27 protein-coding genes and 1 pseudogene are annotated in these 26708 nt (G+C 41.8%); 25 read left to right on the top strand and 3 right to left on the bottom strand.

The window, feature by feature from the left end; genetic code table 11:
• Window positions 1-84 precede the first annotated feature (84 nt).
• Window positions 85-870 carry a sporulation protein YpjB gene (gene ypjB, locus QNH43_RS17210; RefSeq protein ID WP_283915062.1) on the top strand — a complete coding sequence of 262 codons (786 nt, stop codon included), beginning with the start codon at window positions 85-87 and terminating at the stop codon, window positions 868-870.
• A gap of 85 nt (window positions 871-955) precedes the next feature.
• Window positions 956-1630, top strand: coding sequence for a zinc metallopeptidase (locus QNH43_RS17205; protein ID WP_283915061.1), 675 nt, complete (start codon window positions 956-958; stop codon window positions 1628-1630).
• A 135-nt stretch (window positions 1631-1765) separates the two neighbouring features.
• Here the strand turns inward: QNH43_RS17205 and QNH43_RS17200 are convergent, their stop codons facing one another.
• Window positions 1766-2638 (bottom strand): YitT family protein, encoded by an 873-nt coding sequence (locus tag QNH43_RS17200; RefSeq protein WP_283915060.1) that lies wholly within the window; start codon window positions 2636-2638, stop codon window positions 1766-1768.
• Window positions 2639-2805: 167 nt separating this feature from the next.
• Between QNH43_RS17200 and QNH43_RS17195 the strand changes: the two genes are divergently transcribed.
• The 22 genes and pseudogenes from QNH43_RS17195 (at window position 2806) to QNH43_RS17090 (ending at window position 23558) form a co-directional block, all read left to right on the top strand.
• Complete coding sequence (locus tag QNH43_RS17195) at window positions 2806-3165, top strand: nucleotide pyrophosphohydrolase (RefSeq protein ID WP_076366321.1); 360 nt, start codon at window positions 2806-2808, stop codon at window positions 3163-3165.
• Window positions 3158-3958 (top strand): 4-hydroxy-tetrahydrodipicolinate reductase, encoded by an 801-nt coding sequence (dapB, locus tag QNH43_RS17190; RefSeq protein WP_283915059.1) that lies wholly within the window; start codon window positions 3158-3160, stop codon window positions 3956-3958. The genes QNH43_RS17195 and dapB overlap by 8 nt, the downstream gene beginning before the upstream one ends.
• Before the next feature lie 18 nt (window positions 3959-3976).
• The gene (locus QNH43_RS17185; RefSeq protein ID WP_230302962.1) at window positions 3977-4402 is read left to right on the top strand and encodes a methylglyoxal synthase; all 426 of its coding nucleotides are present in this window, start codon (window positions 3977-3979) and stop codon (window positions 4400-4402) included.
• The gene (bshB1, locus tag QNH43_RS17180) at window positions 4386-5099 is read left to right on the top strand and encodes a bacillithiol biosynthesis deacetylase BshB1 (protein ID WP_283915058.1); all 714 of its coding nucleotides are present in this window, start codon (window positions 4386-4388) and stop codon (window positions 5097-5099) included. Before QNH43_RS17185 ends, bshB1 begins: the two co-directional genes overlap by 17 nt.
• A 4-nt stretch (window positions 5100-5103) precedes the next feature.
• Window positions 5104-6243, top strand: a complete 1140-nt coding sequence (gene bshA / locus QNH43_RS17175) for an N-acetyl-alpha-D-glucosaminyl L-malate synthase BshA (RefSeq protein ID WP_076365684.1) — start codon at window positions 5104-5106, stop codon at window positions 6241-6243.
• Window positions 6244-6256: 13 nt separating this feature from the next.
• A complete protein-coding gene (locus tag QNH43_RS17170) occupies window positions 6257-7438 on the top strand; it encodes a CCA tRNA nucleotidyltransferase (protein WP_283915057.1) in 1182 nt (393 codons plus the stop codon).
• On the top strand, window positions 7423-8403 hold the full coding sequence (locus QNH43_RS17165; protein ID WP_283915056.1) for a biotin--[acetyl-CoA-carboxylase] ligase: 981 nt from the start codon (window positions 7423-7425) through the stop codon (window positions 8401-8403). The genes QNH43_RS17170 and QNH43_RS17165 overlap by 16 nt, the downstream gene beginning before the upstream one ends.
• A gap of 330 nt (window positions 8404-8733) precedes the next feature.
• Complete coding sequence (gene panB / locus QNH43_RS17160; protein ID WP_283915055.1) at window positions 8734-9570, top strand: 3-methyl-2-oxobutanoate hydroxymethyltransferase; 837 nt, start codon at window positions 8734-8736, stop codon at window positions 9568-9570.
• Entirely contained in the window at window positions 9567-10415 is an 849-nt protein-coding gene (gene panC, locus QNH43_RS17155; RefSeq protein ID WP_283915054.1) for a pantoate--beta-alanine ligase, read from the top strand. The genes panB and panC overlap by 4 nt, the downstream gene beginning before the upstream one ends.
• A gap of 25 nt (window positions 10416-10440) precedes the next feature.
• Window positions 10441-10824 (top strand): aspartate 1-decarboxylase, encoded by a 384-nt coding sequence (gene panD, locus QNH43_RS17150; protein ID WP_076365694.1) that lies wholly within the window; start codon window positions 10441-10443, stop codon window positions 10822-10824.
• 160 nt (window positions 10825-10984) lie between these two features.
• Window positions 10985-13765, top strand: coding sequence for an ATP-dependent DNA helicase DinG (gene dinG, locus QNH43_RS17145; RefSeq protein ID WP_283915053.1), 2781 nt, complete (start codon window positions 10985-10987; stop codon window positions 13763-13765).
• A gap of 155 nt (window positions 13766-13920) precedes the next feature.
• Complete coding sequence (locus QNH43_RS17140) at window positions 13921-14091, top strand: YpmA family protein (protein WP_065310840.1); 171 nt, start codon at window positions 13921-13923, stop codon at window positions 14089-14091.
• A gap of 18 nt (window positions 14092-14109) precedes the next feature.
• Window positions 14110-14586 carry a cell wall elongation regulator TseB-like domain-containing protein gene (locus QNH43_RS17135; protein ID WP_063233239.1) on the top strand — a complete coding sequence of 159 codons (477 nt, stop codon included), beginning with the start codon at window positions 14110-14112 and terminating at the stop codon, window positions 14584-14586.
• Between the two features lie 19 nt (window positions 14587-14605).
• Complete coding sequence (locus QNH43_RS17130; RefSeq protein WP_283915052.1) at window positions 14606-15790, top strand: pyridoxal phosphate-dependent aminotransferase; 1185 nt, start codon at window positions 14606-14608, stop codon at window positions 15788-15790.
• 235 nt (window positions 15791-16025) lie between these two features.
• Window positions 16026-16703 (top strand): GntR family transcriptional regulator, encoded by a 678-nt coding sequence (locus QNH43_RS17125; RefSeq protein ID WP_283915051.1) that lies wholly within the window; start codon window positions 16026-16028, stop codon window positions 16701-16703.
• Between the two features lie 108 nt (window positions 16704-16811).
• Window positions 16812-17729 carry a 2,4-dihydroxyhept-2-ene-1,7-dioic acid aldolase gene (hpaI, locus tag QNH43_RS17120; protein ID WP_076365704.1) on the top strand — a complete coding sequence of 306 codons (918 nt, stop codon included), beginning with the start codon at window positions 16812-16814 and terminating at the stop codon, window positions 17727-17729.
• A gap of 78 nt (window positions 17730-17807) precedes the next feature.
• Window positions 17808-19322 carry a 5-carboxymethyl-2-hydroxymuconate semialdehyde dehydrogenase gene (gene hpaE, locus QNH43_RS17115; protein ID WP_283915050.1) on the top strand — a complete coding sequence of 505 codons (1515 nt, stop codon included), beginning with the start codon at window positions 17808-17810 and terminating at the stop codon, window positions 19320-19322.
• A 31-nt stretch (window positions 19323-19353) separates the two neighbouring features.
• Window positions 19354-20337 carry a 3,4-dihydroxyphenylacetate 2,3-dioxygenase gene (gene hpaD, locus QNH43_RS17110; protein ID WP_076365708.1) on the top strand — a complete coding sequence of 328 codons (984 nt, stop codon included), beginning with the start codon at window positions 19354-19356 and terminating at the stop codon, window positions 20335-20337.
• 222 nt (window positions 20338-20559) lie between these two features.
• Window positions 20560-20975: pseudogene (locus tag QNH43_RS17105) on the top strand (FAD synthetase family protein).
• Between the two features lie 69 nt (window positions 20976-21044).
• Window positions 21045-21404 (top strand): hypothetical protein, encoded by a 360-nt coding sequence (locus tag QNH43_RS17100; RefSeq protein WP_283915049.1) that lies wholly within the window; start codon window positions 21045-21047, stop codon window positions 21402-21404.
• Window positions 21405-21650: 246 nt separating this feature from the next.
• The gene (locus QNH43_RS17095) at window positions 21651-21989 is read left to right on the top strand and encodes a DUF485 domain-containing protein (RefSeq protein WP_283915048.1); all 339 of its coding nucleotides are present in this window, start codon (window positions 21651-21653) and stop codon (window positions 21987-21989) included.
• A gap of 3 nt (window positions 21990-21992) precedes the next feature.
• The gene (locus QNH43_RS17090; RefSeq protein WP_283915047.1) at window positions 21993-23558 is read left to right on the top strand and encodes a solute symporter family protein; all 1566 of its coding nucleotides are present in this window, start codon (window positions 21993-21995) and stop codon (window positions 23556-23558) included.
• A gap of 178 nt (window positions 23559-23736) precedes the next feature.
• On the opposite strand, the gene QNH43_RS17085 is transcribed toward QNH43_RS17090, so the two are convergent.
• Window positions 23737-24603, bottom strand: coding sequence for a LysR family transcriptional regulator (locus QNH43_RS17085; RefSeq protein WP_283915046.1), 867 nt, complete (start codon window positions 24601-24603; stop codon window positions 23737-23739).
• 165 nt (window positions 24604-24768) lie between these two features.
• Between QNH43_RS17085 and hpaB the strand changes: the two genes are divergently transcribed.
• Window positions 24769-26241, top strand: a complete 1473-nt coding sequence (hpaB, locus tag QNH43_RS17080; protein ID WP_283915045.1) for a 4-hydroxyphenylacetate 3-monooxygenase, oxygenase component — start codon at window positions 24769-24771, stop codon at window positions 26239-26241.
• Between the two features lie 78 nt (window positions 26242-26319).
• Here hpaB and QNH43_RS17075 read toward each other — a convergent pair whose 3' ends face one another.
• On the bottom strand, window positions 26320-26706 hold the full coding sequence (locus QNH43_RS17075; RefSeq protein WP_283915044.1) for a 5-carboxymethyl-2-hydroxymuconate Delta-isomerase: 387 nt from the start codon (window positions 26704-26706) through the stop codon (window positions 26320-26322).
• Window positions 26707-26708 lie beyond the last annotated feature (2 nt).

Here is a 26708-nt window from a genome sequence, read left to right as displayed (position 1 = left end):
GTTAACTTTTTTATGTTGAACGAGGTCTACTCATGTTTTTTCTTTCATATCGTTTTAGTAGAGATATGAGGAGGGACGAGTAGCATGTTGAAAAAATTCATATTAACCATTGCTGTTTTATTTGTCGTCTTACATTTCCCTGTCTATGCAGAATCCTCTTCAAGTTTGGAGCAATTAGATGACATTTCCGATAGAGCCTTGGAGATGACCAAGTTGAAGCGATATGGAGATTCGGAAAAGATGCTGACGTTTTTTTCTGACCGGTTTTTAAAAGAGACAGCGAAAGAGCAGATCCTTGACATGGACGAACTTCGAATTATCACTGTAGCTCATAATGAGGCGTTGATGACAATAAAGGACATGAACAAGGGAGATTCCGAAAAGGTTAATTCTGTTACAAAGTTCCGGCTTGTTGTTGATGCGGTCAAGTCTACCCATCAGCCTCTTTGGACAGAGATGGAGGATCAAATGATGAATTCTTTCCAGCAAACAAAGAACGCCGCGATCAATCAAGACACAATTACATTCAATAGCCAATTGAACTTATTCCTATCACAATATGAAATGATATATCCAAGCTTGAAAGTCGACCTTTCTAAAGAAACGATGCAGCAACTGGACACGAGGATCCAATACATCAACGAATACCGGCCGGAGGTAATCAGTGATGGAGAAAGTCAAAAGGAACTGGATGCGCTGCAAAACGAACTAAGCACCATTTTTGATGAAATGGGGGAAGATGACACAGATCCTTCCCTTTGGTGGGTCATCATATCGACAGGCTCAATCATTATCATGACGCTTTCCTATGTAGGCTGGAGAAAATATAAAGGTGATAGGGAAAAACCAAGGAAAGAACATAATGATTAAAAAGACACGGGAAGAGAACACTATATTTGACACGGTTGCCTTCAATCCATAGAATTAAGAGTAATAATAGTTATAGGAGGATACCATGTATTTCATATATTTGGCGATTATCATTTTAATCCCGATTTATGCACAAATGAAAGTGAAAAGCACGTATAAAAAATATTCAAAGGTATCGGCCTCTTCTGGTATGAATGGCGCTGAAACCGCGCGGGCCATCTTGGACCAAAATGGACTGTTCAATGTCAGGGTCGAAGAGACACCTGGAATGCTTTCGGATCATTACGATCCAAGGGATAAAACGGTGCGATTATCATCGGCTAACTATCACGGCCATTCAGTTGCCGGTGTAGCGGTTGCAGCCCATGAAGTTGGACATGCGATTCAAGATAAAGAAGCATATGCATTCTTGCGTTTCCGCCATGCATTAGTACCGGTCGCTAATTTTGGCTCTAACATATCTTGGATTTTGATTTTAATAGGGATGTTAGCTTCAATTCCTGGGTTGCTATTGGCGGGTATCGCATTTATGGCAGCCGCTGTATTGTTCCAAGTGATAACCCTGCCTGTTGAATTCAATGCTTCCTCTCGGGCGATGGATCAACTCGTTTCCGCTGGGGTCATCCGGAATGATGAAGAACGGGAAACGAAAAAAGTATTAAGTGCCGCTGCGATGACTTATGTTGCTGCCGCTCTTGTAGCCGTACTGGAATTAGTTCGTCTTCTGCTTATGTATACAGGAATGAGGGAAGAGGATTAATTTGAAAAAGGACTCCATCTTGGGATGGGGTCCTTTTTATTTTTAAAATATTTGCTGCACATTGCTAATAAAATTCAGTTAGACAGGGAACATTCATAAGGATTGCATTCCACCTGTATGCCGCGAATAAAAGGATTACCTTTCAATGGGATTCTTGTTTTCATCAAGGGTAAAGCCCTCACCCAATACATCATGCACTTCACTTACAGATACAAATGCATGAGGGTCCACCGATGTTATGGCATTCTTTAAGCGTACTAGTTCATTTTTGCCAACAACACAGTAAAGTACTTCCCGGTCATTGCGTGTAAAGGACCCATATCCCCTTAATACGGTTACGCCCCGCTCCATATCATTCATGATTTTTTCAGCAATTTGCTTATTTTTATCACTAATGATCATTGCACCTCTAGCAGCATAGGCTCCTTCTTGCATAAAGTCGATTACTCTGGCACCTATAAATACGGCAACGAGGGTATACATCGCTTGCCGGTAATCAAGGTAGGTAAGGATGGAAAGGCCAATGACGACGGCATCAAAGATGAACATGGTCCGTCCCATGCCCATCCCCAAGTAACGGTGGGCAAAACGGGCGATGATATCCACTCCACCTGTTGTCCCGCCGTAACGAAAGATAATGCCCAGCCCGACACCAACAGAGACCCCGGCAAACAATGCCACCAGCATCAAGTCGTTTCCGAGATTGATTTCGATTTGGTATCTTTCGAAAACCCATAGCCAAACGGAGAGGCCGACCGTTCCGATAATCGTATAAAAGAAAGAAGTGCGTCCTAAATATTTCCACCCTATTAAAAATAAAGGAATATTCAAAATCAAATTAGAATAAGAAGGATTTATCCCGATAAGTTGATATATAATCAAGGTGAGACCGGTGAACCCGCCTTCGGCCAAGTTGTTCTGCATATTAAAATGCACGAGGCCAAAGGCGAATATTCCAGCCCCAAAAAGTATGAATATAATATTTTTCAATTTTAAGCCCAAAAGCATGTCCCATACCTCCAAAGGTTTGCATATCATTAATTTACTTATTATAACTAATTAACCAACTATGGGCAATTTTGATTTGCGAACGTATCTGTTGTCTTCTGTTTCACTTTTAGCTAACATGGAGAAGGTATGATATTTGAAAACGAAAATCAAGAATGGGTGACAATATGGAAAAGCATAAGACGATCCAACAAATGCAAGCGGAAGTCGACCAATACATAGGACAATTTAAAGAAGGATATTTCAGCCCTCTCGCCATGCTCGCCCGCATGTCTGAAGAACTTGGGGAATTGGCCAGGGAAGTCAATCATTACCATGGTGAAAAACCAAAGAAGGCAACAGAGGAAGAGAATACGATTGAAGCGGAATTAGGGGACATGCTTTTTGTGTTGATTTGTTTTGCCAATTCTTTAGGGATTGACCTTCAAAACTCGCATGATTTGGTTATGGAAAAGTTTACCACCCGCGATAAAGATAGATGGACAAGAAAAGAAGAGAAAATGGAGGAGGAAGGTAAAGATGAGTAAAGTGAAAGTGATTGTAGCTGGTCCACGTGGCAGAATGGGAAATGAAGCGGTGAAGCTTGTACATAGGACAGAAGGGTTTGAATTGGCAGCTGTCATAGATCGCAAGCATAACGGGGAAAGCATCTCCGCGATAGAAGGTTTTCACGGTATTGAAGCACCGGTTTTTTCGGATATAAATGAATGCTTTTCTTCTATAAAGGCGGACGTATTGATCGATTTGACCACACCGGAAGTGGGGATGTTCCATACCGAAACGGCACTTAATCATGGCATCCGCCCTGTAGTGGGAACGACCGGTTTTACTAAGGAAGATTTAGCGAAGTTGGATTCATTAACAAAAGAAAAGGGCATTGGTTGCATCATCGCGCCAAACTTTGCGATTGGAGCCATTTTGATGATGAAGTTTTCCCAAATGGCTGCAAAATATTTCCCTGATGTAGAAATCATAGAGATGCACCATGATCAAAAACTGGATGCACCTTCTGGCACGGCCTCCAAAACGGCAGACATGATTGCAGCGGTACGTGAAACAAAACAACAGGGGCACCCTAATGAAAAAGAAACCATCCAGGGTGCAAGAGGTGCAAATATAGATGGCATGCATATCCACAGTGTACGGCTACCGGGACTTGTTGCCCATCAACAGGTGCTTTTCGGAAGTGATGGAGAGCTATTGACGGTTCGGCATGATTCCTTTAATCGAGCGTCCTTCATGTCAGGAGTCAAACTTGCTGTCGATACCGTCATGAAATTGGATGTTCTTGTATACGGCCTGGAAAATATTATCGAATAGGGATCAGGAGGATTTACGATGAAAATTGCCTTAATTGCCCATGATAAGAAAAAAGAAGATATCATTCGATTTGTAACAGCCTATAAAGCTGTATTTGAGCAGCATGAATTATTTGCAACAGGTACGACCGGGAAACGAATCATGGAAGAAGTATCGCTGCCTGTCCATCGTTTTCATTCAGGACCTCTTGGCGGGGATCAGGAAATAGGTGCAATGATTGCACGCGGAGAAATGGACATGGTCCTATTTTTCCGCGATCCTTTGACATCACAGCCACATGAACCTGATGTATCGGCGCTTATACGACTATCAGATGTATATGAAATTCCCTTGGCGACAAATATGGGCACGGCAGAAGTGCTGATACAAGGATTGAAACATGGCTATATGGACTGGCTAAAACTAAGGCAAAAACAAGGTGAGATAAATGAAAAACAAAAGTAATATAGATATCCTGGCTTTTGGCGCACATGCGGATGATGTTGAAATCGGTATGGGCGGCACAATCGCTAAATATGTGCAAAAAGGCAGGAAAGTTGTCATTTGTGATTTGACAAAGGCTGAAATGTCATCCAATGGTACCGTTCCATTGCGGCTGGAGGAAGCGCATAAGGCTGCTGAAATCCTTGGGGTGACGAGGATTTCCCTTGATCTACCCGACCGGGGACTATACATGAAAGCGGAATACATAAATCAAATCATTGCGGTCATTCGCCATTATAAACCTGCCCTTGTATTTGCACCATTTTTGGAAGATCGCCATCCCGATCATGGTAACTGTGCCAAATTAGTGGAGGAAGCAGTTTTTTCGGCAGGAGTAAGAAAGTATATGGAAGAGGAAGGCCTGGATTCTCATCGCGTCCAAAATATGTACTATTATATGATCAATGGGTTTCACAAACCGGACTTCGTCGTGGACATCACTTCTACAATGTCGAAAAAGCTGGATAGCCTTAGGGCATATGGCAGCCAATTCGAAAAGAGTCAAATATCTGTGGAAACACCGCTTGTTAATGGTTATATCGAGACTGTAGAGGCACGGGAGCGGATGTTCGGTAAAGAAGTGGGTGTCGCCTATGCGGAGGGATTCATGACAAAAAAACCGTTACTGATCGATGCCGACTTGTTAGGAGAAAAATAAGCTTATGAAATTAAAAATTGGAATTACCTGTTACCCCACAGTTGGGGGTTCTGGTGTCGTAGCAACTGAATTAGGTAAGATGCTTGCAGAAAAAGGACATGAAATACATTTCATTTCTTCAAGCCTCCCTTTTCGCTTGAATAAGATGTACTGTAATATTTTTTATCACCAGGTTGAAGTGAACTCGTATTCAGTCTTTCAATATCCACCATATGACCTGGCTCTTGCTAGCAAGATAGCGGATGTCGTAAAACGGGAGAAATTAGATATCCTTCACGTTCATTATGCAATTCCACATGCTGTTTGTGCGATCCTTGCAAAGCAAATGTCAGGTAATGAAGTAAAGATCGTAACCACACTGCATGGTACGGACATAACCGTGTTAGGCCATGATCCCTCATTGACCAATTTGATAAAATTCGGGATAGAGCAATCAGATGTCGTTACAGGAGTATCTAATTCCCTTGTCCAGCAAACGCACGAATTAATTGCGCCGGAAAAAGAAATCAAAACCGTCTATAATTTTATTGATGAAAGGGATTACCATAAATCCAATTCCGATTACCTTAAGGATGAATACGGAATCAGTGAAGATGAAAAAGTGATCATACATGTTTCCAATTTCCGTTCGGTCAAGCGAGTGAAAGACGTCATCCAGGCGTTTTATTTAACTCAAAAGAAAATGCCTGCAAAGCTTTTACTTGTAGGAGACGGGCCGGAAGTGACAACCGTATTGAAATTGGCTAAAGATCTTGGAATCGATGATTCGGTCTTGTTTCTTGGTAAGCAGGATAACCTTGCCGAATTATATTCAATCAGTGATTTGATATTCCTGTTATCGGAAAAAGAGAGTTTCGGACTTGTGCTGCTCGAGGCGATGGCATGTGGAGTTCCTTGTATCGGGACGAATATCGGGGGAATTCCTGAAGTCATCGTTGATGGGAAGACTGGTTATATTTGTGAATTGGGAGATGTCAATATGGTTGCTGAAAAAGCGGTTGGACTTTTAAGCGACCCGCTTTTACATAAACGCTTTTCTGAAGCTGCGCTGAAAAGGGCCAATACAGATTTTCATTCCGATACGATTATGTCAGAGTATGAAGCCATCTACATTCAAGCACTTGAAGGTAAATCCATGGAATAGGGAGGGTATGCTGATGGATCGGTTATTCTTAAAATCAGTACCCATTCTGGAAGTGATTGAAGAAGCAGGATACGAGGCTTATTTCGTTGGCGGCTCTGTAAGGGATTTTATCCTTGGCCGGCCCATAAACGATGTGGACATCGCCACTTCCGCGACACCCCAGGAAATCAAAAGGATTTTTCCTAATACGGCTGATATCGGAATCGACCACGGAACAGTGCTTGTCATTACGGATACGGGTACATACGAAATTACGACGTTTAGAACGGAAAGCGGGTATTCAGACTTTCGCAGACCCGATTCTGTACAATTTGTCCGTTCTTTGACAGAGGATTTGCAAAGAAGAGATTTTACGATGAATGCAATGGCAATGGATAAGACCGGAAAGATCTTCGATCCATTTAATGGTAAGTGTGATTTGGCAGAAAAAAGGATTATCACGGTTGGCAACCCAAATGAAAGGTTTCATGAGGATGCATTGAGAATGATGCGTGCTTTAAGGTTCGTCAGCCAACTTGATTTTGATCTGGATCAAGAAACCTTTGATTCACTTAAAGAGAACGCCCAGATCATCAGTGAAATCGCTGTCGAAAGAATCCTGGTTGAATTTGAGAAGCTAGTGGCCGGCTCCAATAAGATAAGGGCTTTCTCACTCTTGCTGGAAAGCGGATTATATCAATACCTGCCTCAATTCTCCAGTAAAAAAGATCATTTGATGGACTTACTGAACCTGCCGCTTCAGCAGCTAAAAGCGGCAGAAATATGGTCTATAATCATGGTTAACACAAAGGATCAGGACCTGGAAAAGGCTTTGAGGGAATGGAAGCTGCCATTGAAAACGATAAGAAGCGTTCAACGTACGATACAGCTAGTGAAGAAAGAACCGTCAGCCATCGATGTATTTCAGGCAGGTCATGGTGTAACTGTACAAGCTGCTAAAGTCAAGGCGGCACTGAGTGGCGGTAATGTATCGGATGCGGAGGAGAATGCACATCAGCGTTACAATGAACTTATTATAAAACAAATGTCGGACCTTGCCGTTACGGGTAAGGATTTATTGAATTGGCATCAAGAAAGGCCAGGTCCATGGGTCAAAGAATACTTGGAAAAAATATTGAAAGCTGTCTTGGATGAAGAATTACGAAATGATAAAGAAGAAATTAAGAGGTGGCTGGTGAAATGCAATCTGAGTTAAGAACAAAACTGATGGAAGCCCTCTCAAAAGCGGATGGTGCGTTCATATCCGGTCAGGAAATTGCTGAATACATTGGCTGTTCGCGCACAGCCGTCTGGAAGCATATAGAAGACCTGCGCAGTGAAGGGTATAATGTAGAAGCCGTCAGGAAAAAAGGCTACCGGATCATATCAGCGCCGGAAAAAGTGTCAGAGAGCGAAATACAACTTGGCTTGGAAACAAAAACTATAGGCAAGATGATACACTATCAGGAAACTGTAGAATCCACTCAAAAAATTGCTCATCAACTAGCGAATGAAGGCGTACAGGAGGGAACCCTCGTCGTTGCCGAGGAGCAGTTATCCGGAAAAGGAAGGCTAATGAGATCTTGGCATTCCCCGAAATTCAGCGGCATATGGATGAGTCTGATCCTAAGGCCGAAAATCCCGATTCATGAGGCTCCGCAACTTACATTATTGGCCGCGGTCGCCGTTGCCCAGGCTATAGAGGATACCACTGATTTGAAGCCACAAATAAAGTGGCCGAATGATATTTTGGTGAATCGCAAGAAAGTGGTGGGCATCCTGACGGAGATGCAGGCGGAGTCAGATAGAATCCATTCTGTCATTGTCGGAATTGGAATGAATATCAATCAGCAATTGGAGGATTTTCCTGAAGAACTGCAGGAAAAGGCGTCTTCCCTCCTCATAGAAAGTGGAGGGGCGGTTTCAAGGTCCAAGGTCATTCAACGAGCATTGTTCCGTCTCGAAAACTTGTACGAACTCTATTTAGATGAAGGCTTCATGCCAATAAAGGATTTATGGGAGAGTTATGCGATCAGTCTTGGCCAGGTTATCAAAGCCAGTACCGTTAATGACACGATTGTCGGAAAAGCATTGGGCATAACGGATTCAGGCGTTTTACTTCTTGAAGACGGAAAAGGAACCGTACACTCGATATATTCTGCAGATATTGAAATTCAGTAGATTTTGTCAAATTCGTGAAAATTAAATAGAAATTTTTAATTAGGCTTGATATAATGCAAGTGGGCAGTATCTAATGTGAACTGCACCCCCATGAATACCAAATTATTTGAAAATCTGCCTTGATCCAGAGAACTGGACGGGGACGGAGGGATGAAACTTCTGATGAAACAAAGATTGACTAAAAGATAAGTCTGTGTCGATATTTGGCTTTTTAAGCCTTTTTTCGTAGCGAAACAGATCCTTTTTAGTCAGTCTTTTTTTTGCGCATGAATGTATAGACACCAGTTTTCGCTGATGTTTTCATCTCCTCCATCAAAAGGAGGAAACGTAATGAAATTGTCCGGAGATTTTTTGAAAATGAAACAAAATCAAGAGAAAATTGTCATGCTGACGGCTTATGATTACCCGTCTGCAAAGTTAGCCGAACAATCAGGTGTAGACATGATCTTAGTCGGCGATTCTTTAGGAATGGTCGTATTGGGATATGAATCAACGATTCCAGTTACGGTGAATGACATGATCCATCATACAAAGGCGGTAAAACGCGGTGCGCCAGATACATTTGTCGTGACGGACATGCCCTTTATGAGCTATCACCTATCTATGGATGAAACGCTCAAGAATGCAGCCCGAATCATGCAGGAAGGTCAAGCGGATGCCGTGAAGCTTGAGGGAGCGGATGATGTTGTTGAAAAAATATCAGCTTTAACCAAGGCGGGCATCCCGGTCGTAGCCCATCTTGGCCTGACACCCCAATCAGTCGGCGTTCTGGGCGGATATAAAGTGCAAGGTAAAGATGCCGAAAGTGCCGCACAGCTCTTGGAAGATGCGAGAAAGTGTGAAGCGGCAGGGGCGATGGCAGTAGTATTTGAATGTGTTCCACATCAAGTGGGGGAACTCGTCACACGGAACCTCGAAATTCCAACCATCGGAATTGGGGCAGGCGCAGAAACGGATGGTCAAGTCCTCGTTTACCATGATGTCATCAAGTATGGGGTAGACCGGCTAGCGAAATTCGTAAAAGTTTATGGAGATGCAAATGAACTGATTGGTCAATCGATTTCAAGCTTTGTGAATGAAGTGAAATCTAAAGATTTTCCTTCGGAAGAACATACTTTTACGATGAAAGAAGAGCAGCTTTCTGAACTTTATGGAGGGAAAAGATGAAAACTTTTACATCGGCTGCTGATTTGCAACTGGCACTTAGAGAGGAAAAAAACAATCATAAAAGCATTGGCTATGTAGCGACAATGGGGTTTTTACATGAGGGGCATGCAACGCTTTTGGAAAAGGCCCGCAAAGAAAATGATATTGTGGTATTGAGTATTTTTGTGAATCCGATGCAATTTGGACCTAATGAGGATTTTGAAACATATCCGCGGGATTTGGAACGGGATGAAAATGTCGCAGCAAATGGCGGAGTGGATTATCTCTTCTATCCTACAGTCCACGAAATGTACGGTGAAGAACCATCTGTGAAGGTTGTTGTCCAAAGCAGGACGGATGTTTTATGCGGGAGACAAAGACCTGGACACTTTGATGGTGTAGCGACGGTCTTAACGAAATTCTTTAATATCATCCTTCCTGATAGAGCTTACTTTGGTAAGAAGGATGCCCAGCAAGTCGCCGTGATAGATGGTTTGATCAAAGACTTTAATTTCCCTATCCAGCTTGTTGCTGTAGATACCGTTCGCGAAGAAGATGGGTTAGCGAAGAGCTCGCGAAATGTTAACTTATCAGATCAAGAACGCATGGAGGCCAAAGAGCTGTACCAAAGTTTATTAAAGGCCAAAGAGGCGGTTGAATCAGGTGAAAGAAATACAGGAACCGTCACGGACTTAGTAAGGGAACATATTGCTGGCCACACAAGTGGAGTGATCGACTATATTGAAGTCTATCAATATCCGGAACTTAAACCACTCGAATCGCTGGCAGGAAACGTCATCATTGCAATGGCTGTAAAGTTCAAGCATGCAAGACTAATTGATAATATCACCTTATATGTGGAATAATTCATGAAAATCAGGGGGAATTTAGATGTTTCGAACGATGATGAATGGGAAAATTCACCGTGCACGGGTAACTGAAGCTAATTTGAATTATGTAGGCAGCATAACGATTGATGAAGATATAATCGATGCGGTGGGTATTCTGCCTAACGAAAAAGTCGCCATCGTGAATAATAATAATGGTGCACGACTTGAAACGTATGTGATTGCGGGTGAACGGGGTAGCGGTGTAGTGTGTTTGAATGGAGCGGCAGCTAGACTGGTGCAGCCGGATGATATCGTGATAATCATTTCTTATGTAATGGTTTCAGAGGATAAACTGGGAGAGCACAAACCAAAAGTTGCGATCATGGATGAAAACAACAAAATCATTGATTTGATTTCAAACGAACCTGCAGCTACAATCATGTAAGCGGGGGGCCGGCACATGTGCATGAATCATGCATACAGGTGCCGGCCCTTTTAGTATTTCGATGAACGGCTTGTTTCCTTTATTACGATTATTATGGTATAAAAAAGATAAGAGAATTCCATCAGGAAGTGGAGAAAGCGAAGTTTGAGGTGTACAATTCATGATGCAACGATATGTAGTGGTTGATTTGGAAACAACAGGGAATTCTCCGAAAAAAGGAGATAGGATTATACAATTTGCTGGCGTGGTCATCGAAAATGATCAAATTGTGGATGAATACTCGACATTCATCCACCCCGGACAGGAAATTTCCTTGTTTATTGAAGAATTGACCGGAATAAGCAACGAGACGGTAAAAAATGCACCTGACTTTGAAGATGTTGCAGAAAATATTGCCCGGCTTATAGAAGGGGCTTGTTTTGTTGCCCATAATGTTTTATTTGATTTATCTTTTTTACAGGAAGAACTAGTACGATGCGGGTTTGAGCCGTTTTATGGTTCCACCCTTGATACAGTAGAGTTAGCGAAAATATTAAAACCAACATCCGATGGATATAAGCTGCACCAGCTGGCTAAAGAAGAAAACCTGGATCATTCCAGGCCCCATCAAGCGGATAGTGATGCATATGCCACCGCTTTATTATTGTTGGAATTGAAAAAAAAGCTGTTGAACCTTCCAGTCATGACACTTAAACAGTTATATCGATTATCATATTCCTTACAAAGTGAGGTTTCCGAATTAATAGATGCTTGCATTGCAAGCAAACTTGCTAAAGCAGAAGTCCATTCGCCTGATCTTATTACGTATAGGGGCCTTGCATTTAAAAAGGCCGAAGACGAAGGTGATCATAAAGACACGGAGTCGAAATTCCCGCTCGATGATGGGGAAAAAATAGCCCTGCTACAAAGTGCATTCCCTGCCTTTGAAGCAAGAAGCGGACAACTTGAGATGATGAACATGATTCACCATTCCTTCGAATCCAGCCAGGATGCAATCATTGAAGCTGGGACAGGTATTGGAAAATCCATAGGCTATCTGCTTCCGGCTGTTTATTTTGCAAAAAAACATCATAAACCTGTCGTCGTTTCGACGTATACGCTTCAGCTACAGGATCAACTTCTTCAAAACGAGGTTCCTAAGCTTAAGAAAATCCTTCCGTTTACCTTTCAAGCTGTTTTACTAAAGGGGAGAAGTAATTATTTGAGCTTGGCAAAGTTCGAAAGGGCATTGCGTGAAAAGGAAGATAATTATGAAACGGCATTAACGAAAATGCAGATATTGGTTTGGCTCACTGAAACCGTAACAGGCGATAAAGATGAATTGAATCTCACAAGCGGCGGACAGCTATTCTGGAATAGGCTTCAAAGTGATGGTCTTACATACGCCGGTTTAAAACAGCCCTGGCTTGAATTGGATTTTTTTGAACGGGCAAAAAGAACAGCTGCCAAGGCGGATATCATCATTACTAACCATTCGTTTTTAATGACGGATCTGCTTACAGAAGATGCCTTGATTCCAAAAAAAGGGTATTTGGTTCTCGATGAAGCACACCACTTGGAACAGGCTGCATCTAAACAGCTTGGGAGCAGGCTTAATTACATTTCGGTGAAGACGGTTTTGAACAGACTAGGGACATCAGATCAAAAGCAATTATTATATAAATTGGACAGGATGCTCTTAAATAATGGACTGACTGATGGGAAGTCCATGCATGAATTAGATCAAAAGCTTAGTGATTTTTCGTATGAATTCGAACAGCTTTTTTATTATATCTCCAATCAGGCGGAAAAACTTTCACGTTCCATGAGTCCGAAACGGCTTTCATTCAAAATAGATGATGGAAGATGGGGTAAAGCGATTCTGGTCGCTGAGCGATTGGTGGATTTATTAGGGTTCATCATCACGGAGCTAGAGAAAAGATTGTCTCTTTTATTGAATAATGAGTCCCCCTTAGGAAAAAAATCATTATTTCACTTGAATGATATCGAGGTGCTGCTTGGACATTTACAGGATACCAGGGACTCCTTGCATGAATTTTTCATCAAGCCGCATGAAGAAAATATTTATTGGCTCGATTATACGAATGCAGCACCCCAGCATGGGGTGACTTTGACGGTTCAGCCGATTGCAGGAAGTAAACGGCTTTGGGATTCCTATTTCGGGCGCCAAAAGAGTGTGGTCATGACATCGGCAACCCTCGTGGTGAAGGATTCTTTTAAGTATTTTAAAGAACAACTCGGTTTAGAGAATGAGCCAATGCAGACAGCAAGTTTACCTTCACCCTTTCCTTATAAGGAACTCGTAAAGGTACTGGTTCCAAATGATCTGCCAGATATCAATTGCTTATCGGTGGAGGAATTCTCCGAAACGGCGGCAAATCATATTATTGCTGCCGCTCAGGCAGCGAAAGGGAGAATGATGGTATTATTCACCTCGCATGAAATGCTGAGGGCAACCTATCATTCCATCAAAGACAGTGGCGTACTGGATGAGTTCACGCTGTTTGCCCAAGGGATTTCTGGGGGAAGCAGGATGAGGCTGCTCAGGAATTTCCAAAACTTCGATAAAGCCGTCCTGTTTGGGACAACCAGCCTATGGGAAGGCGTCGATATCCCCGGCGAGGATTTATCTTGTTTAATCATTGTCAGGCTGCCCTTTTCGCCACCGGATGAACCAGTGACAGCTGCAAAATGCCAACTTCTCGAGAAGCAAGGGCGCAATCCTTTCTCTGCGTATTCTTTACCTGAAGCCCTGCTAAGGTTCCGGCAAGGTTTCGGCAGGCTTATACGCACTCCAGAAGATAAGGGGATTTTGGTGATTCTTGATCGCCGCATCATCACTGCCAAATATGGACCTGAATTTCAAAAAGCCATTCCGGAAGTGGACTGGCACCAAGCCTCAATAACAGAAATGGCTGAAATGATAGAAGAGTGGATTTAAAGAATCTTTAAATCATTCTTAATCTAAAATGAATTTTTAAGAAATTATAAAGAAAAATAATCTTTGAGCTGTTATAATGTGATAGGTGGTAAAGCCTTCAAATCCTATTCATACCAGTGGTTGTTGACAAATTATTAAAATGGAGGGGCGTTTTCATGGAAAGTAAAATCGAAGTAATTTCAACAGTCAGGTTGCAACATTCTCCTGATCTGTATAAAATTGTGGATTCTTTGAACCGAACATTGAAAAAAGATGACTTAATGTTCGGCCTGGCACTGGATTCCCAAGATCAAGAAAAAGCGATATTTACAATTTATCGTACATAGAAAGAAGGAAAAGCAGTTTTGAAAAAATGGTTGATTATTGCTTCTATCCTGGTCCTATGTTTTATCGGATTTGTCAGCGGGGCATATATTAAAGCGTTGCAGCCTAAAAAAGAGGCTGGTAATGAGGCTTTTAAAAAGGCAAAGGAAGAGGGCGGCCTTGTGACAATGGAAGAATTTTACCTTTATAATGGGCAGGATTCATACTCCGTAATCATTGGTAAGGGAGAAAAAGGGACTAAAAAAATAGTCTGGCTTCCTGAGGACAAGAAGAAAGAAATCGTAGTGGAAAACTATAAAGATGGTAAGTCAAAAAAAGAGATCTTAAACATTGTCAAAGAAAAGCTTAATCCCCAAAAAATCATTTCGGTTAAGCTAGGCATGGAAAAGAACGTTCCGCTTTGGGAAGTAACGTATCTTGATGAATCCGAGCGTTTTAACTATGACTATTATGATTTTAAAACTGGGGAATGGCTGAAGTATTATCGAAGCATTTAGAATGGAGGATTAATTTAAAATGAAATTAGCGAACCGCGTTCAGTCATTGACGCCATCAACAACATTGGCCATCACGGCAAAAGCAAAGGAACTTAAGGCACAAGGTCTAGATATAATTGGTTTGGGTGCTGGTGAACCAGACTATAATACGCCCAAACATATCATAGATGCAGCACTTCTTTCCATGAATGAAGGTCAAACTAAATACACGCCATCCGCTGGACTGCCGAAGCTAAAAGAAGCAATTGCGGCTAAATTGAAGCGTGATCAAGGCTTGGAATACAAACCGTCTGAAATTGTAGTTGGCTCTGGTGCAAAGCACGCGCTTTACACATTGTTTCAAGCTATCCTGGATGAAGAAGATGAAGTCATCGTTCCGATACCATATTGGGTGAGCTATCCTGAGCAAATCAAGCTTGCTGACGGTAAGCCGGTTTATGTAGTCGGTACGGAAGAAAATCAATATAAAATCACTAAAGAACAATTAGAACAAGCAATTACCGAAAAAACGAAAGCGGTTATCATCAACTCTCCAAGCAATCCAACGGGAATGCTTTATTCCAGGGAAGAATTGGCGGCTATCGGGGAAGTTTGCCTGGCTCATGACATCTTGATCGTTTCCGACGAAATTTACGAAAAATTGGTTTATGGAAATGCTAAACATACATCCATTGCAGAGATTTCACCTGAATTGAAAAAGCAAACGATCATTATCAATGGTGTTTCTAAATCGCATTCGATGACTGGCTGGAGAATTGGTTATGCAGTCGGTGATGAGTCCATCATTAAAGCAATGACGAACCTTGCAAGCCATAGCACTTCCAATCCTACCACAACTGCTCAATATGGTGCGATTGCCGCTTATGAAGGTACACAGGAGCCTGTTGAAGAAATGCGTCAGTCATTTGAAGGCCGTTTGAATAAGATATATGATAAATTGGTTGAAATTCCAGGAATCAGCTGCATTAAACCACAAGGGGCATTTTATTTATTCCCGAACGTTAAACGTGCAGCTGAATTAACAGGGTACAGCAATGTCGAGGAATTTACGACTGCGTTGCTGGAAGAAGCTCAAGTGGCTGTTATTCCAGGTTCAGGGTTTGGTGCACCTGATAACATCAGGCTCTCTTATGCAACTTCATTGGAACTGCTGGAAGCAGCAGTTGAAAGAATACATTCATTCGTAAAATCAAAAATGGCATAATTTTTTAATAACCTGCAGACTACCTTGCTACATCAGGGTCTGCAGGTTTTTTCGATTGTATTTTGATATGCTACTTTCGGGAAGAAGACATGAAAAGCGTTTTAGCACACTTCACTATGGCAAAGGAAAAGGTCATCATTTATGGTAATACAAGCTTGGAAAGAAAGTGAAAATCATATATGATTTTTAATAAAAATCGATTGCAATCATATATGATTTCATATATGATGAAAATATGGAAGAGAAAAACAAAAACCCCAGCAAAAAGCAAATAGCTTATGAGCACCTTCGTGAATTAATTTTGGATGGAACATATGGTTCTGGACAGCGGATCATTATCGATCAAACGGCAAAAGAACTTAATTTAAGTCCGATTCCTGTCAGGGAAGCGATCAGACAACTGGAATCCGACGGTCTTATTCAATATAAGCCTTATAGTGGAGCGGTGGTTACAAGCATTAATGAGAGCGAATACATTGAAACTCTTTCTGTTTTATCTTTGCTTGAAGGATATGCAGCTGCCCTCAGTTCTTTAACGATGACTGATCATGATTTTGAAAATCTAATTAATTTAAACAAAGAAATGGAAAAGGCCCTCCATAACTTTGAATTAGAGCTGTTTGGTAAGTTAAACGAATGTTTCCATGCAGAAATTTATGAAAAGTGCGGAAACTCCTTTTTAAAAGAGGAAATTAAACAGGCGCAACAAAGAATGAATAGAGTCAGAAAGTCCATGTTCACCATGGTGCCGCAACGCGCAGTCCAATCGATACGCGAACACGAAAGCATCATAAAGCTTCTAAAGGAAAAAGCATCTTTTGAAGAAATTGAATCATTGGTGAGAAAGCATAAACTGAATGCAATCAGCACATTCAAGCAGAGGGCGGAAACTAATCACGAACAGGCACTTTGATGACCCAGGCTTTGTTTTATAATAGTCGATCGATTATTCATAAAAGCAAAGCCGATTTTTTCACTTTAATTATTCCGAATATTCAAATAATGAAAAGGTGGTAAAAAAATGTACGAGGAAATCAAAAGTCGTTTAAGAGGATCCATCGCTCCCGTCATCACTCCGTTTGATGACAAGATGGAAGTTGATGTAAAGGCAATTGAAAATCTAGTAAACTGGCACATTGAAAGCGGTTCCCATGGAATCTCGGTATGCGGGACTACCGGAGAGCCGAGTTCACTAACGATTGAGGAACGGGAATTAGTGATGGAAACGGCAATTAAAGCAGCAAAAGCCCGAGTTCCAGTTGCACCAGGTACTGGATCTGCCAATCAGAAAGAAACGTTGCATTTGACAAAAAGGGCACAGGAAATGGGCGCGGATGCTGCTTTAGTCATCGTTCCTTATTACAATAGACCGAATCAACAGGCACTTTACAATCATTTTAAAACGGTAGCCGATTCTGTTGATATCCCGCTTATCGTTTATAACATTCCTGGAAGAACGGCGACGAATTTAGAAGTGAAGACATTGGCACGTCTAGCTGAAGATTGTGAAAATATTATTGGTGTAAAGGAATCTAATAAAGATTTCGAACATGTAAACCGTGTCTTATTGAATTGCGGAAGGGATTTTCTCTTATATTCGGGCATCGAATTATTATGCTATCCAATGTTGGCTATTGGAGGGGCAGGACATATAAGTGCTACTGCAAATATCACTCCAAAAGAAGTCGCGGAAATTTATAACCTTTGGGTGGAGGGTGATGTGGATAAGGCACTTGACCTCCATTACAAATTAATGCCATTGAATGATGTTTTGTTTAAAGAAACCAATCCAGGACCATTAAAAGCTGCGATGGGGATGATGGGGAAAATCAATCCTGCATTAAGGCCGCCTATGGGACCGCCTTCGGAACCATTGGAAAAAGAACTGCGTGAAACCCTTCAATCATATGGGTTGATTGACCAAATAATCCAGTCATAATTGCCAGATTGGGAAGATTGCACAAATCCAATCGATTATTGCCATCTTCCCGAATTAATTTATAAAGGAGGATCTATCATGCAAACTTTTCCCGTACAAGATGTCAAGCATTACATCAATGGTCAATTTGTCGATGGTATCTCAGGAAAAACATTTGAAAATCTAAGCCCTTTTAATAATCAAGCAATCAATAATGTGGCAGAAGGGTTTAAAGAGGATATTGATCAAGCGGTAGCTGCCGCAAGAGCTGCATTCGATAATGGCCCATGGAGAACGATGAAAGTGGAAGAAAGATTGAAGTACATTAATAGAATTGCTGATTTAATTGAAGAAAATGCAGAAGAAATTTCCTTTTTGGAATCCCTTGATACAGGTTTGCCGATTAGCCAGACAAAAAAACAGGCGGCAAGGGGAGCGGAGAACTTCCGTTTTTATTCTGAGATGGTGAAAAGCAGGCTAATAGGAGAGTCGTATCAAGTGGATGACACTTTCATCAATTATACGATTCATAAACCGATAGGAGTGGCAGGATTAATCACTCCTTGGAATGCACCATTCATGTTAGAAACCTGGAAGATCGCCCCGGCTCTGGCTACAGGTAATACATGTGTCCTTAAACCGGCGGAGTGGTCCCCGCTGACTGCCAATAAGTTGGCACAAATCATTGACCAATCAGGCTTGCCGAAAGGCGTATTCAATATCGTTCACGGTTTTGGGGAAACAGCAGGGGCGTCCTTGGTTGCCCATCCTGAAGTCCAATTGATATCCTTTACCGGAGAAACGACGACTGGCGCTGAAATCATAAAAAATGGTGCGGATACAATGAAACGTTTTTCGATGGAACTCGGAGGTAAATCGCCAGCGGTCATTTTTGAAGATGCGGATCTAGAAAAAGCCCTGGATTCAGTGGTATGGGGAATCTACTCATTCAATGGGGAGCGCTGCACAGCCAATTCCAGATTATTTGTCCATGAATCGATAATAGACCAGTTCGTTGCAGAATTGAAGGAACGTGTTCATAATATCAAAATTGGAAACCCAATGGACCCAGAAACGGAAATCGGACCGCTGATCCATCGTAACCATTATAATAATGTTTCCCGTTATCTGGATATAGCAAAAGATGAGGGTGCGGAAATTGTAAGCGGCGCCATACCGAGTGCGTTCAAGGAAGGGAATTATATTGCACCGACGCTTCTCTTGAACTGTACAAATGAGATGACGGTAGCACAGGAAGAGATTTTTGGACCAGTCATGGCAGTCATTCCTTTCAAGACTGAAGAGGAAGTACTGAGAATGGCTAACGATGTAAAGTATGGGCTCGCTGCTTATGTATGGACCAATGATATGAAACGTGGACATAGGTTTGCACAAGCTGTCGATAGCGGGATGGTCTGGGTGAATTCCCAAAACGTCAGGGATTTGCGGATACCATTTGGAGGATCGAAATATAGTGGGGTAGGACGTGAAGGTGGCCATTATAGCTTTGAATTCTATACGGAAACACAAGTTATCCACGTTGCAATTGGTGAACATCACATTCCAAAATTTGGTGACGTAAAACGAAATGCCGTTTCTTCTGCTGAAAAATAATCCGTGTTTCATTAAAGAAGGGGAGAATACTATGAATTTTTCTATTATCCGTGTTGCGAGAACGATACTTAATGTAACAGATTTAGATAAATCAAGAGCCTTTTATGTGGATGCTTTAGGTTTCATTGAAACGGAAAGAACGAATGATCACATATATTTACGTGGTTTAGAGGAAGCGCACCATCACTCGCTTATCTTGCAAAAGGCAGAAAAGCCAAGCGTTGAAGCAATAGGATACAAGGTTGAAAAAGAGGAAGACCTTGAAGAATTGGAAACTTTCTTCCTGTCCAAGGGAATGAAAATGAAGTGGATGCAGGAAGGAACACAGCATGCACTGGGCAAGTCGCTACGAGTTCAGGATATTTCGGGATTGCCACTGGAGTTTTTCAGCAAAATGGATAAAGCCGAGAGATTGCTTCAACGATTCGATATGCATAGGGGGTCAAGGGTCCAAAGAATCGATCATGTGAATTGTTGTGTACCAAATGTGCAAAAAGCCCATGATTTTTATGTGAAAGAATTAGGTTTTGCCTGCTCGGAAGACACAGTGGATGAATCCGGCAAATTATGGGCAACGTGGCTACATAGAAAGCAAACGGTCCATGACCAGGCATTCATGAACGGAATCGGTCCAAGACTCCATCATGTAGGCTTCTTTCTGCCTGACCCTCTTGCACTTATCCATGCCTGTGATGTACTGGCATCATTGGGATATGCCGAGTCCATCGAACGCGGACCAGGAAGGCACGGCCTATCCAATGCATTCTTCTTATATTTAAGAGACCCGGACGGTCACAGGATTGAATTATACAATGGGGATTACTTGACAGCTGACCCGGATACCGACCCGATTCATTGGGATTTGAATGATCCAAGACGCCAGACATTCTGGGGAGCCAAAGCTCCGGATTCATGGTTTGATGAGGCATCTGCTGTACTTGATATAATATCAGGTGAAGAAGTTCTTCTAAAAGAACCGATTCTGGCAAAAAGCAAGCCTGAATTCATCATCTAAAAAGAAGCGGGATTTAGGGTGAAGGATCGAAAGTTTCGGCAAAACATACATTGACTCGCATGGTCATTTGGGTAGGTCGCTAGTGCATATAAACCCGTTCCAATACCAATTTTCACCATTTAAGGGAACGGAACAGGTGAATGGTTGATGGAAACTGCAGGATTAAGGAAGGTCCGTTTACTGAGTTTATAATGTAACCTTTCAAGAAGCATAGGAAGGAAGATGGATTTGGATATCATTCATGTTCAGCACCCACTTTCCAGTATATATACAGCAGTAGCAGAACCGGGTGTGCTGGCTCTTGGATTTTTCGACGGAGTTCATCTTGGCCATCAAGAATTGGTAAATCTAGCCAAGAGGATTGCCATAAAGCAAGATTTAAAGTTGGCAGTCATGACATTTTTTCCGCATCCAAAGCAAATCATAGGAAACGCTCAAAAGCAAAAATCATGCAGGATTTAGGTGTAGAAACCTTGATAGTCGTGAACTTCGATTCCGCATTTGCCCATCTTTCACCTACTGCTTTTATCGAGGATTATCTATGTGGATTTAAATGCAAACATGCCGTGGCTGGATTCGATTTCCGTTATGGGCATAAAGGGGAAGGGAATATGGAAATCGCTGAAAATCGAAGGTAAGCGATTTTTTGAAGTGACGGAAATGAAGAAATTTAGCATGAAAAAGTAAGTTCCACTAAGCTTAGGGGCTTGATTGCAGAAGGTCGGTTCGCAGATATCCCGTCATTCCTTGGCACATACTTTGAAAGTCAAGGGACAATCAATTCCAAGGAAAATCAACACGTCACTGTCACATTATCGGAAGCATTCCTTAAACCCCCGCCAGGCGTTTATTTAATCGAGATACAGAACGAAGGAAATGTTTATGAGGGAATTGCCTATCAAACAATGGACGGATCATTTCATGAGAGTTGGCACTTACATTTCAATGATTCTCTTCACTTGGAAGGAAAGAAGATTCATAACAAATGGAAAAGTGAAAGTATAATGAAGTCGAAACAGATGACGGATATGCGAGCCAAGTCTATTACGATAGTGCAAGCCTTTTAAAAAGATATGGTCTGGGATAGGGCAGCAGTGGGAACTTACTGCTGCCCTACCTGTAAGCGTCACGGTTAGAAAAGAGGAGTACGGAAACTTAGGGAATGGCTTTAGACCCTCTTTGTGCAGATGAGTTTGTTTGGATTTCGGATGGACGGGGGATATGTGCCATTGAAGAAAGCGGCCGACGTTGGAGAGGCTCAATACTACTAATACCGTCCTTGCAAAAATAAATACCAGAAGAGGTGTTAAGAGATGGTTCGACTGGAAAAAAACCTTGAAGAATCGGAACAAACTAATCTAGTGGATTATGAAAAAATTGTTGCCTCCAAAGAGTTTCAGAATATGCTTTCCGATAAAAAGAAATTCGTCATCCCTTTTACGATTTTCTTTATGGGATATTCCCTGCTTTTACCCTTCTTAGTTTTTTACACAGATATCCTGGATTACCCTTTCATTGGAGACATAACCTGGGCGTGGGTGTACGGTGTCTCCATTACGGTTATGTCTGTATGGGTTTGCAGCATATATGTAAGGAAATCCGAAAGAATCGATGAACAAATAAAAGAAATCATCGAGAAAGAAGGGCTTTGAATCATGAATTGGACAGTTATTATTCTCTTTTCGCTAATGTCGATAGGTACCCTTTTCATCACGTATTTCGCTTCAAAAAAAACTAAAACGGCAGGCTCTTTTTATACGGCCGGGGGAGGGTTGACCGCTAGGCAAAATGGACTTGCATTGGCCGGGGATTTTATGTCGGCTTCCACGTTTTTAGGGTTGATTGGAGCATTTTCCTTAACGGGGTATGATGGATTTTTCCTGATGTATGGGGCACTTGTTTCATTTCTTGTCGTGTTATTCTTAGTGGCTGAACCTTTAAGGAACTTGGGGAAATACACATTGGCTGATATGGTGACTACAAGGTTTAAATATAAACAGGTCCGGGGAGTGACCGCATTTAATACCCTGGTGATATCAGTCATGTACATGCTCGGGCAACTTGTTGCGGCAGGTGCTTTATTTAAATTGCTTTTAGACATCCCGTATAATATTTCTGTCATCATCGTAGGTATTGTCATGTTGGTATTTGTTCTATTTGGGGGGATGACGGCGACGAGCTGGGTTCAGATCATTAAAGCCATCCTGCTGATAGGCGGAGTGTTTATATTATTCATGATCGTCATGTGGAAATTGAATTTTAGCTTCATAGGAATTTTCACTGAAATGAAAACGGCGACACCCATGGGTGCAGATTACCTGAAAGCAGGTATTAAATATGCCAGTGGATGGGATGCAGCATCCTTATCACTGGGCCTTATTCTGGGAACGGCAGGTCTACCTCACATTTTAATCCGTTTTTTGACTGTCCCGAATGCACGAGTGGCTAGAAAGTCGGTTGTTTGGGTGATGTGGATTATGGGTGCCTTTCATATCATGGTCATTTTTCTCGGATTCGGTGCTGCAAAGTTGGTTGGAACATCGAATATCATGGCCGCTAATCCAGCGGGTAACATGGCTGCACCTTTATTGGCCCAACTTGTGGGCGGGGACATCTTATTCGCATTTATTGCGGCTGTTTCCTTTGCAACGATACTCGCAGTTGTTGCGGGAATCGTTTTAACAGGTGCTACGGCATTTTCACATGATTTTTATAATGAAATATTAAAAGATGGAAAGGCAACGGAAAAACAGCAAATGACGATGGCTAGATGGGCTTCCGTCGGTGTGACTGCACTTGCGATCGTTTTATCATTAGGTCTTCAGGAATTCAATGTAGCGTTTCTGGCATCGATTGCCTTTACATTGGCGGCTAGTTCGAATTTGCCGGTAATCCTTCTTACGATCTATTGGAAAAAATTCAATAAAACCGGAGCGATAGTCGGTATGATGACAGGTCTTATTGGTACGCTTTTGCTCGTGGCTTTAAGTCCAAATGTCTGGAACCCGGTCCCCGGAGCCACCATTATGACAGGTGACCCGATTTTCCCTTTGAATTCACCAGGAATCGTTTCCATTCCGCTTGGATTCCTCGCATGCTACTTAGGTGCCCTGTTCGGTAACCGCAGGACAGGATTGAAGGCGGTTACAAAAGACGATTATAATGAAATCCTCGTTAAGTCCAACACCGGTCATGATGTTAAGGGTGTTTTGCGACATTGAATGATGTAAAAGCATACCTATAAACAAAACGCAGGTCATCGCACTTATGAATGGATCTGATAAAGCAGCCATCTAATGATAGGTTGCTTTTTTCTTTTCAATGGATAAAGAAATTCAAACAAACACTAAAGATTAATGAGGTACAGATGCACTAATATCAAGGATAACTGGCCATTCATTAAGAAAATGTTTCGAGAAATTTGACGGCGCCTTTGGAAAGATAGCGTTCTTCGAGCCAAATAAGGGCGGCTTCCGATCGTACTTCACAATCTATCAATTCGACTATTTTAATACCCTGGGTCGAAAACGATTTGGATGTGGTTCGTGGCATGATGGTAGCGCCTATTCCTTCCTTCACCAAAGATAAAATCATTGCAGCATCAGGACATTCACATACAATCGTAGGTTCAAATCCATGTCTGAAGCATTCATCCACTATAAGTTCATAAGTACCCTGTCCGCTTACCCTATGCAGCAATAAGAGGGGGTATTCCTTAATCTGTTTAAATTCGATGGAGTCTGGGATATCCCAATCTTTTGGGGTGACAAGCACAAAATCTTCCGGCGGAAGGTTAATCGATGAGAATTGCTTACCGTTAATAGGAAGCCGTACAATGGCCAACTCGATTTCCCTGTTTATCAAGCCTTCTGTCAAACGGAAAGTATCACCTTCCATTAACTTGAAGCGTATGTCAGGGTATTTTACTCTAAAGGCCCTCATCCTTTGCGGAATGTAAGAAAAGCAAGTTTTTACTGACCCTATGGAAAGAGTGCCCTTTACCCCTTTACTGACTTCCTTCACTTCCAGTAGTGATTCTTCAAACTGGTTTAATAGAGCTTCGGCTTTATTATATAGGACCTTGCCAGTTTCAGTGAGTTCAAGTTTCTTACCATTCCGATCGAAAAGTTTTTCACCGATTTCCATTTCCATTAATTTAAGTTGCTGGCTAAGGGGCGGTTGAGCCATATGTAATTTTTTTGCGGCTTTGGTTACTTGTTCTTCCTGAACGATAGTAACAAAATACTTTAACTGCCGGATGTCCATTATATACACCTCATACATATGATTTACATATACATATTGAATTTTTTAAGTATTATATATATATCATAACACATGGTATATTTTGTTATAAGAATTAATTAAATTTTCGAAATTCATTTATTTGTAAGCGCTTCATATACACTGAAACTAAAGGGGGATGTAAGAATGCCAGCTAAAACAGGTAAAGAATATATCGATAGGGTTGACAAAGCAAAGGCGAATGTATGGATCAATGGAGAGCAAGTAAAAGATAAGATCAGTCAACACCCAGCTTTTAAAGGGGTCATGAAATCACAGGCCGAATTATATGATTTGCAGCATGATTCCGCGAAAGCTGACATCATGACTTATATTTCACCAACTTCAAACGAAAGAGTAGGGACCTCATTCATGCAGCCGCGGACTAAGGAAGACCTTGAAAAAAGGAGGAATATGATTCAAGAATGGGCAAGACATAATAATGGTATGATGGGACGTTCCCCTGATTATATCAACAGTGGGATGATGGCGTACGGCACTGCAGCTGATATGTTCGGCACTCAGGATTCGGCATTTGCTAAAAATATGAAAGATTATTATGAGCTCTGCAGGGAAAAGGATTTGTCGTTGACACATACCCTGATTCAACCCCAGGTTAATAGGGGAGTTAGTGCCGCAAAGCTTCCGGACCCATACATCGCTGCACGGATTGCTGGCAAGAATTCAGAAGGGCTGATTATAAAGGGAGCCAGATTATTAGCTACACAAGGAGGAATAACGGATGAAATCATGGTTTTCCCTTCAACATTGCTTAAACAATCGGAAGAAGAAAATCCTTATGCATTCGCATTCTCCATACCAAATAATACACCAGGGTTGAAATTCATTTGTCGTGAATCATTCGACTATGGCAAATCACATTTTGACCATCCACTTGGTTCACGATTTGAGGAAATGGATACGATTATCGTTTTTGATGATGTAGTCGTCCCTTGGAATCGGGTATTTGCATATGGGGATGTCGGCATTTGCAACCAGGCTTATAATGAAAGCAATGCAGTTGTTCATATGACCCATCAGGTGGTAGCGAAGAATATCGCCAAAACCGAGTTCATTCTGGGGATTTTGCAACTAATGGTGGAAACCATCAATATCGGGCAATACCAGCATGTTCAGGAGAAAATTTCGGAAGTCATCATAGCGCTTGAAACGGTAAAGGCTTTCATTACAGCTTCGGAGGCAAATGCGAAAGTGGATAAGTGGGGAATGATGACACCCGATTTCACACCGTTAAACATAGCCCGAAATTATTATCCGAAGATTTACCCTAGATTCAGTGAAATAATGCAGCTTCTTGGAGCTAGTGGCTTAATGGCGATACCAAATGAAGCCGATTTCAATTCGGAGCTTCGACCGGATTTGGATAAATATCTTCAGGCCGCGAATGGTGGAGCCTATGACAGGGTTAAATTGTATCGTCTCGCATGGGATGTATGCATGAGTTCATTCGGATCCAGGCAAACGCTGTACGAAAGATTCTTTTTTGGAGATCCGGTCCGTATGGCGAGCGCTTTATATAACGGCTATGATAAACAGGAATATGTGGACCGTGTCAAGGAGTTCTTGAACCGTACTGAAAACCTTGCAGAAATCAACTGATCCCGGTAGCATTGGCAAAACATTTTATTTTAAAGGCCTTCCCGATGATGAGGAAGGCCTTTAAATATGAAATCTTGTTCATTTATTATATCGATCATGGATATTATTCTTCTTATATGTTCCAAAATCACTGAATTCCGTAAGTTCCATGGAGAGGGCAAGATATCTTTTTGAAAAGAGGGAAGCCAAATGGGATTCCATCGTTTCGAAAAGTTGGTCACATACTTTGGTTTTATCACTGTCTTTACGTCCAGCTCCAATTTTTAGTATGGCATGAACAAAGGCATCATCCTCTGTACCATCGGCAACACGATAATGCTTCAATTCAATGGCCCGGGATCGAATGCCGCCAATTGGAAAGATGGAAGGATAGGAAATCAATACATCATTCACCTTCCTTAATAAGCCGTCAATCTGGATTTCATCTTTGATATTATCCGTATATTCAATAATGAAATGAGGCATGT

Source organism: Peribacillus simplex, assembly GCF_030123325.1.
Lineage (GTDB): Bacteria > Bacillota > Bacilli > Bacillales > DSM-1321 > Peribacillus > Peribacillus simplex_D.
The sequence above is the reverse complement of the archived record's forward strand: the minus strand, read 5'-3'. Positions and strand labels throughout refer to the sequence as shown.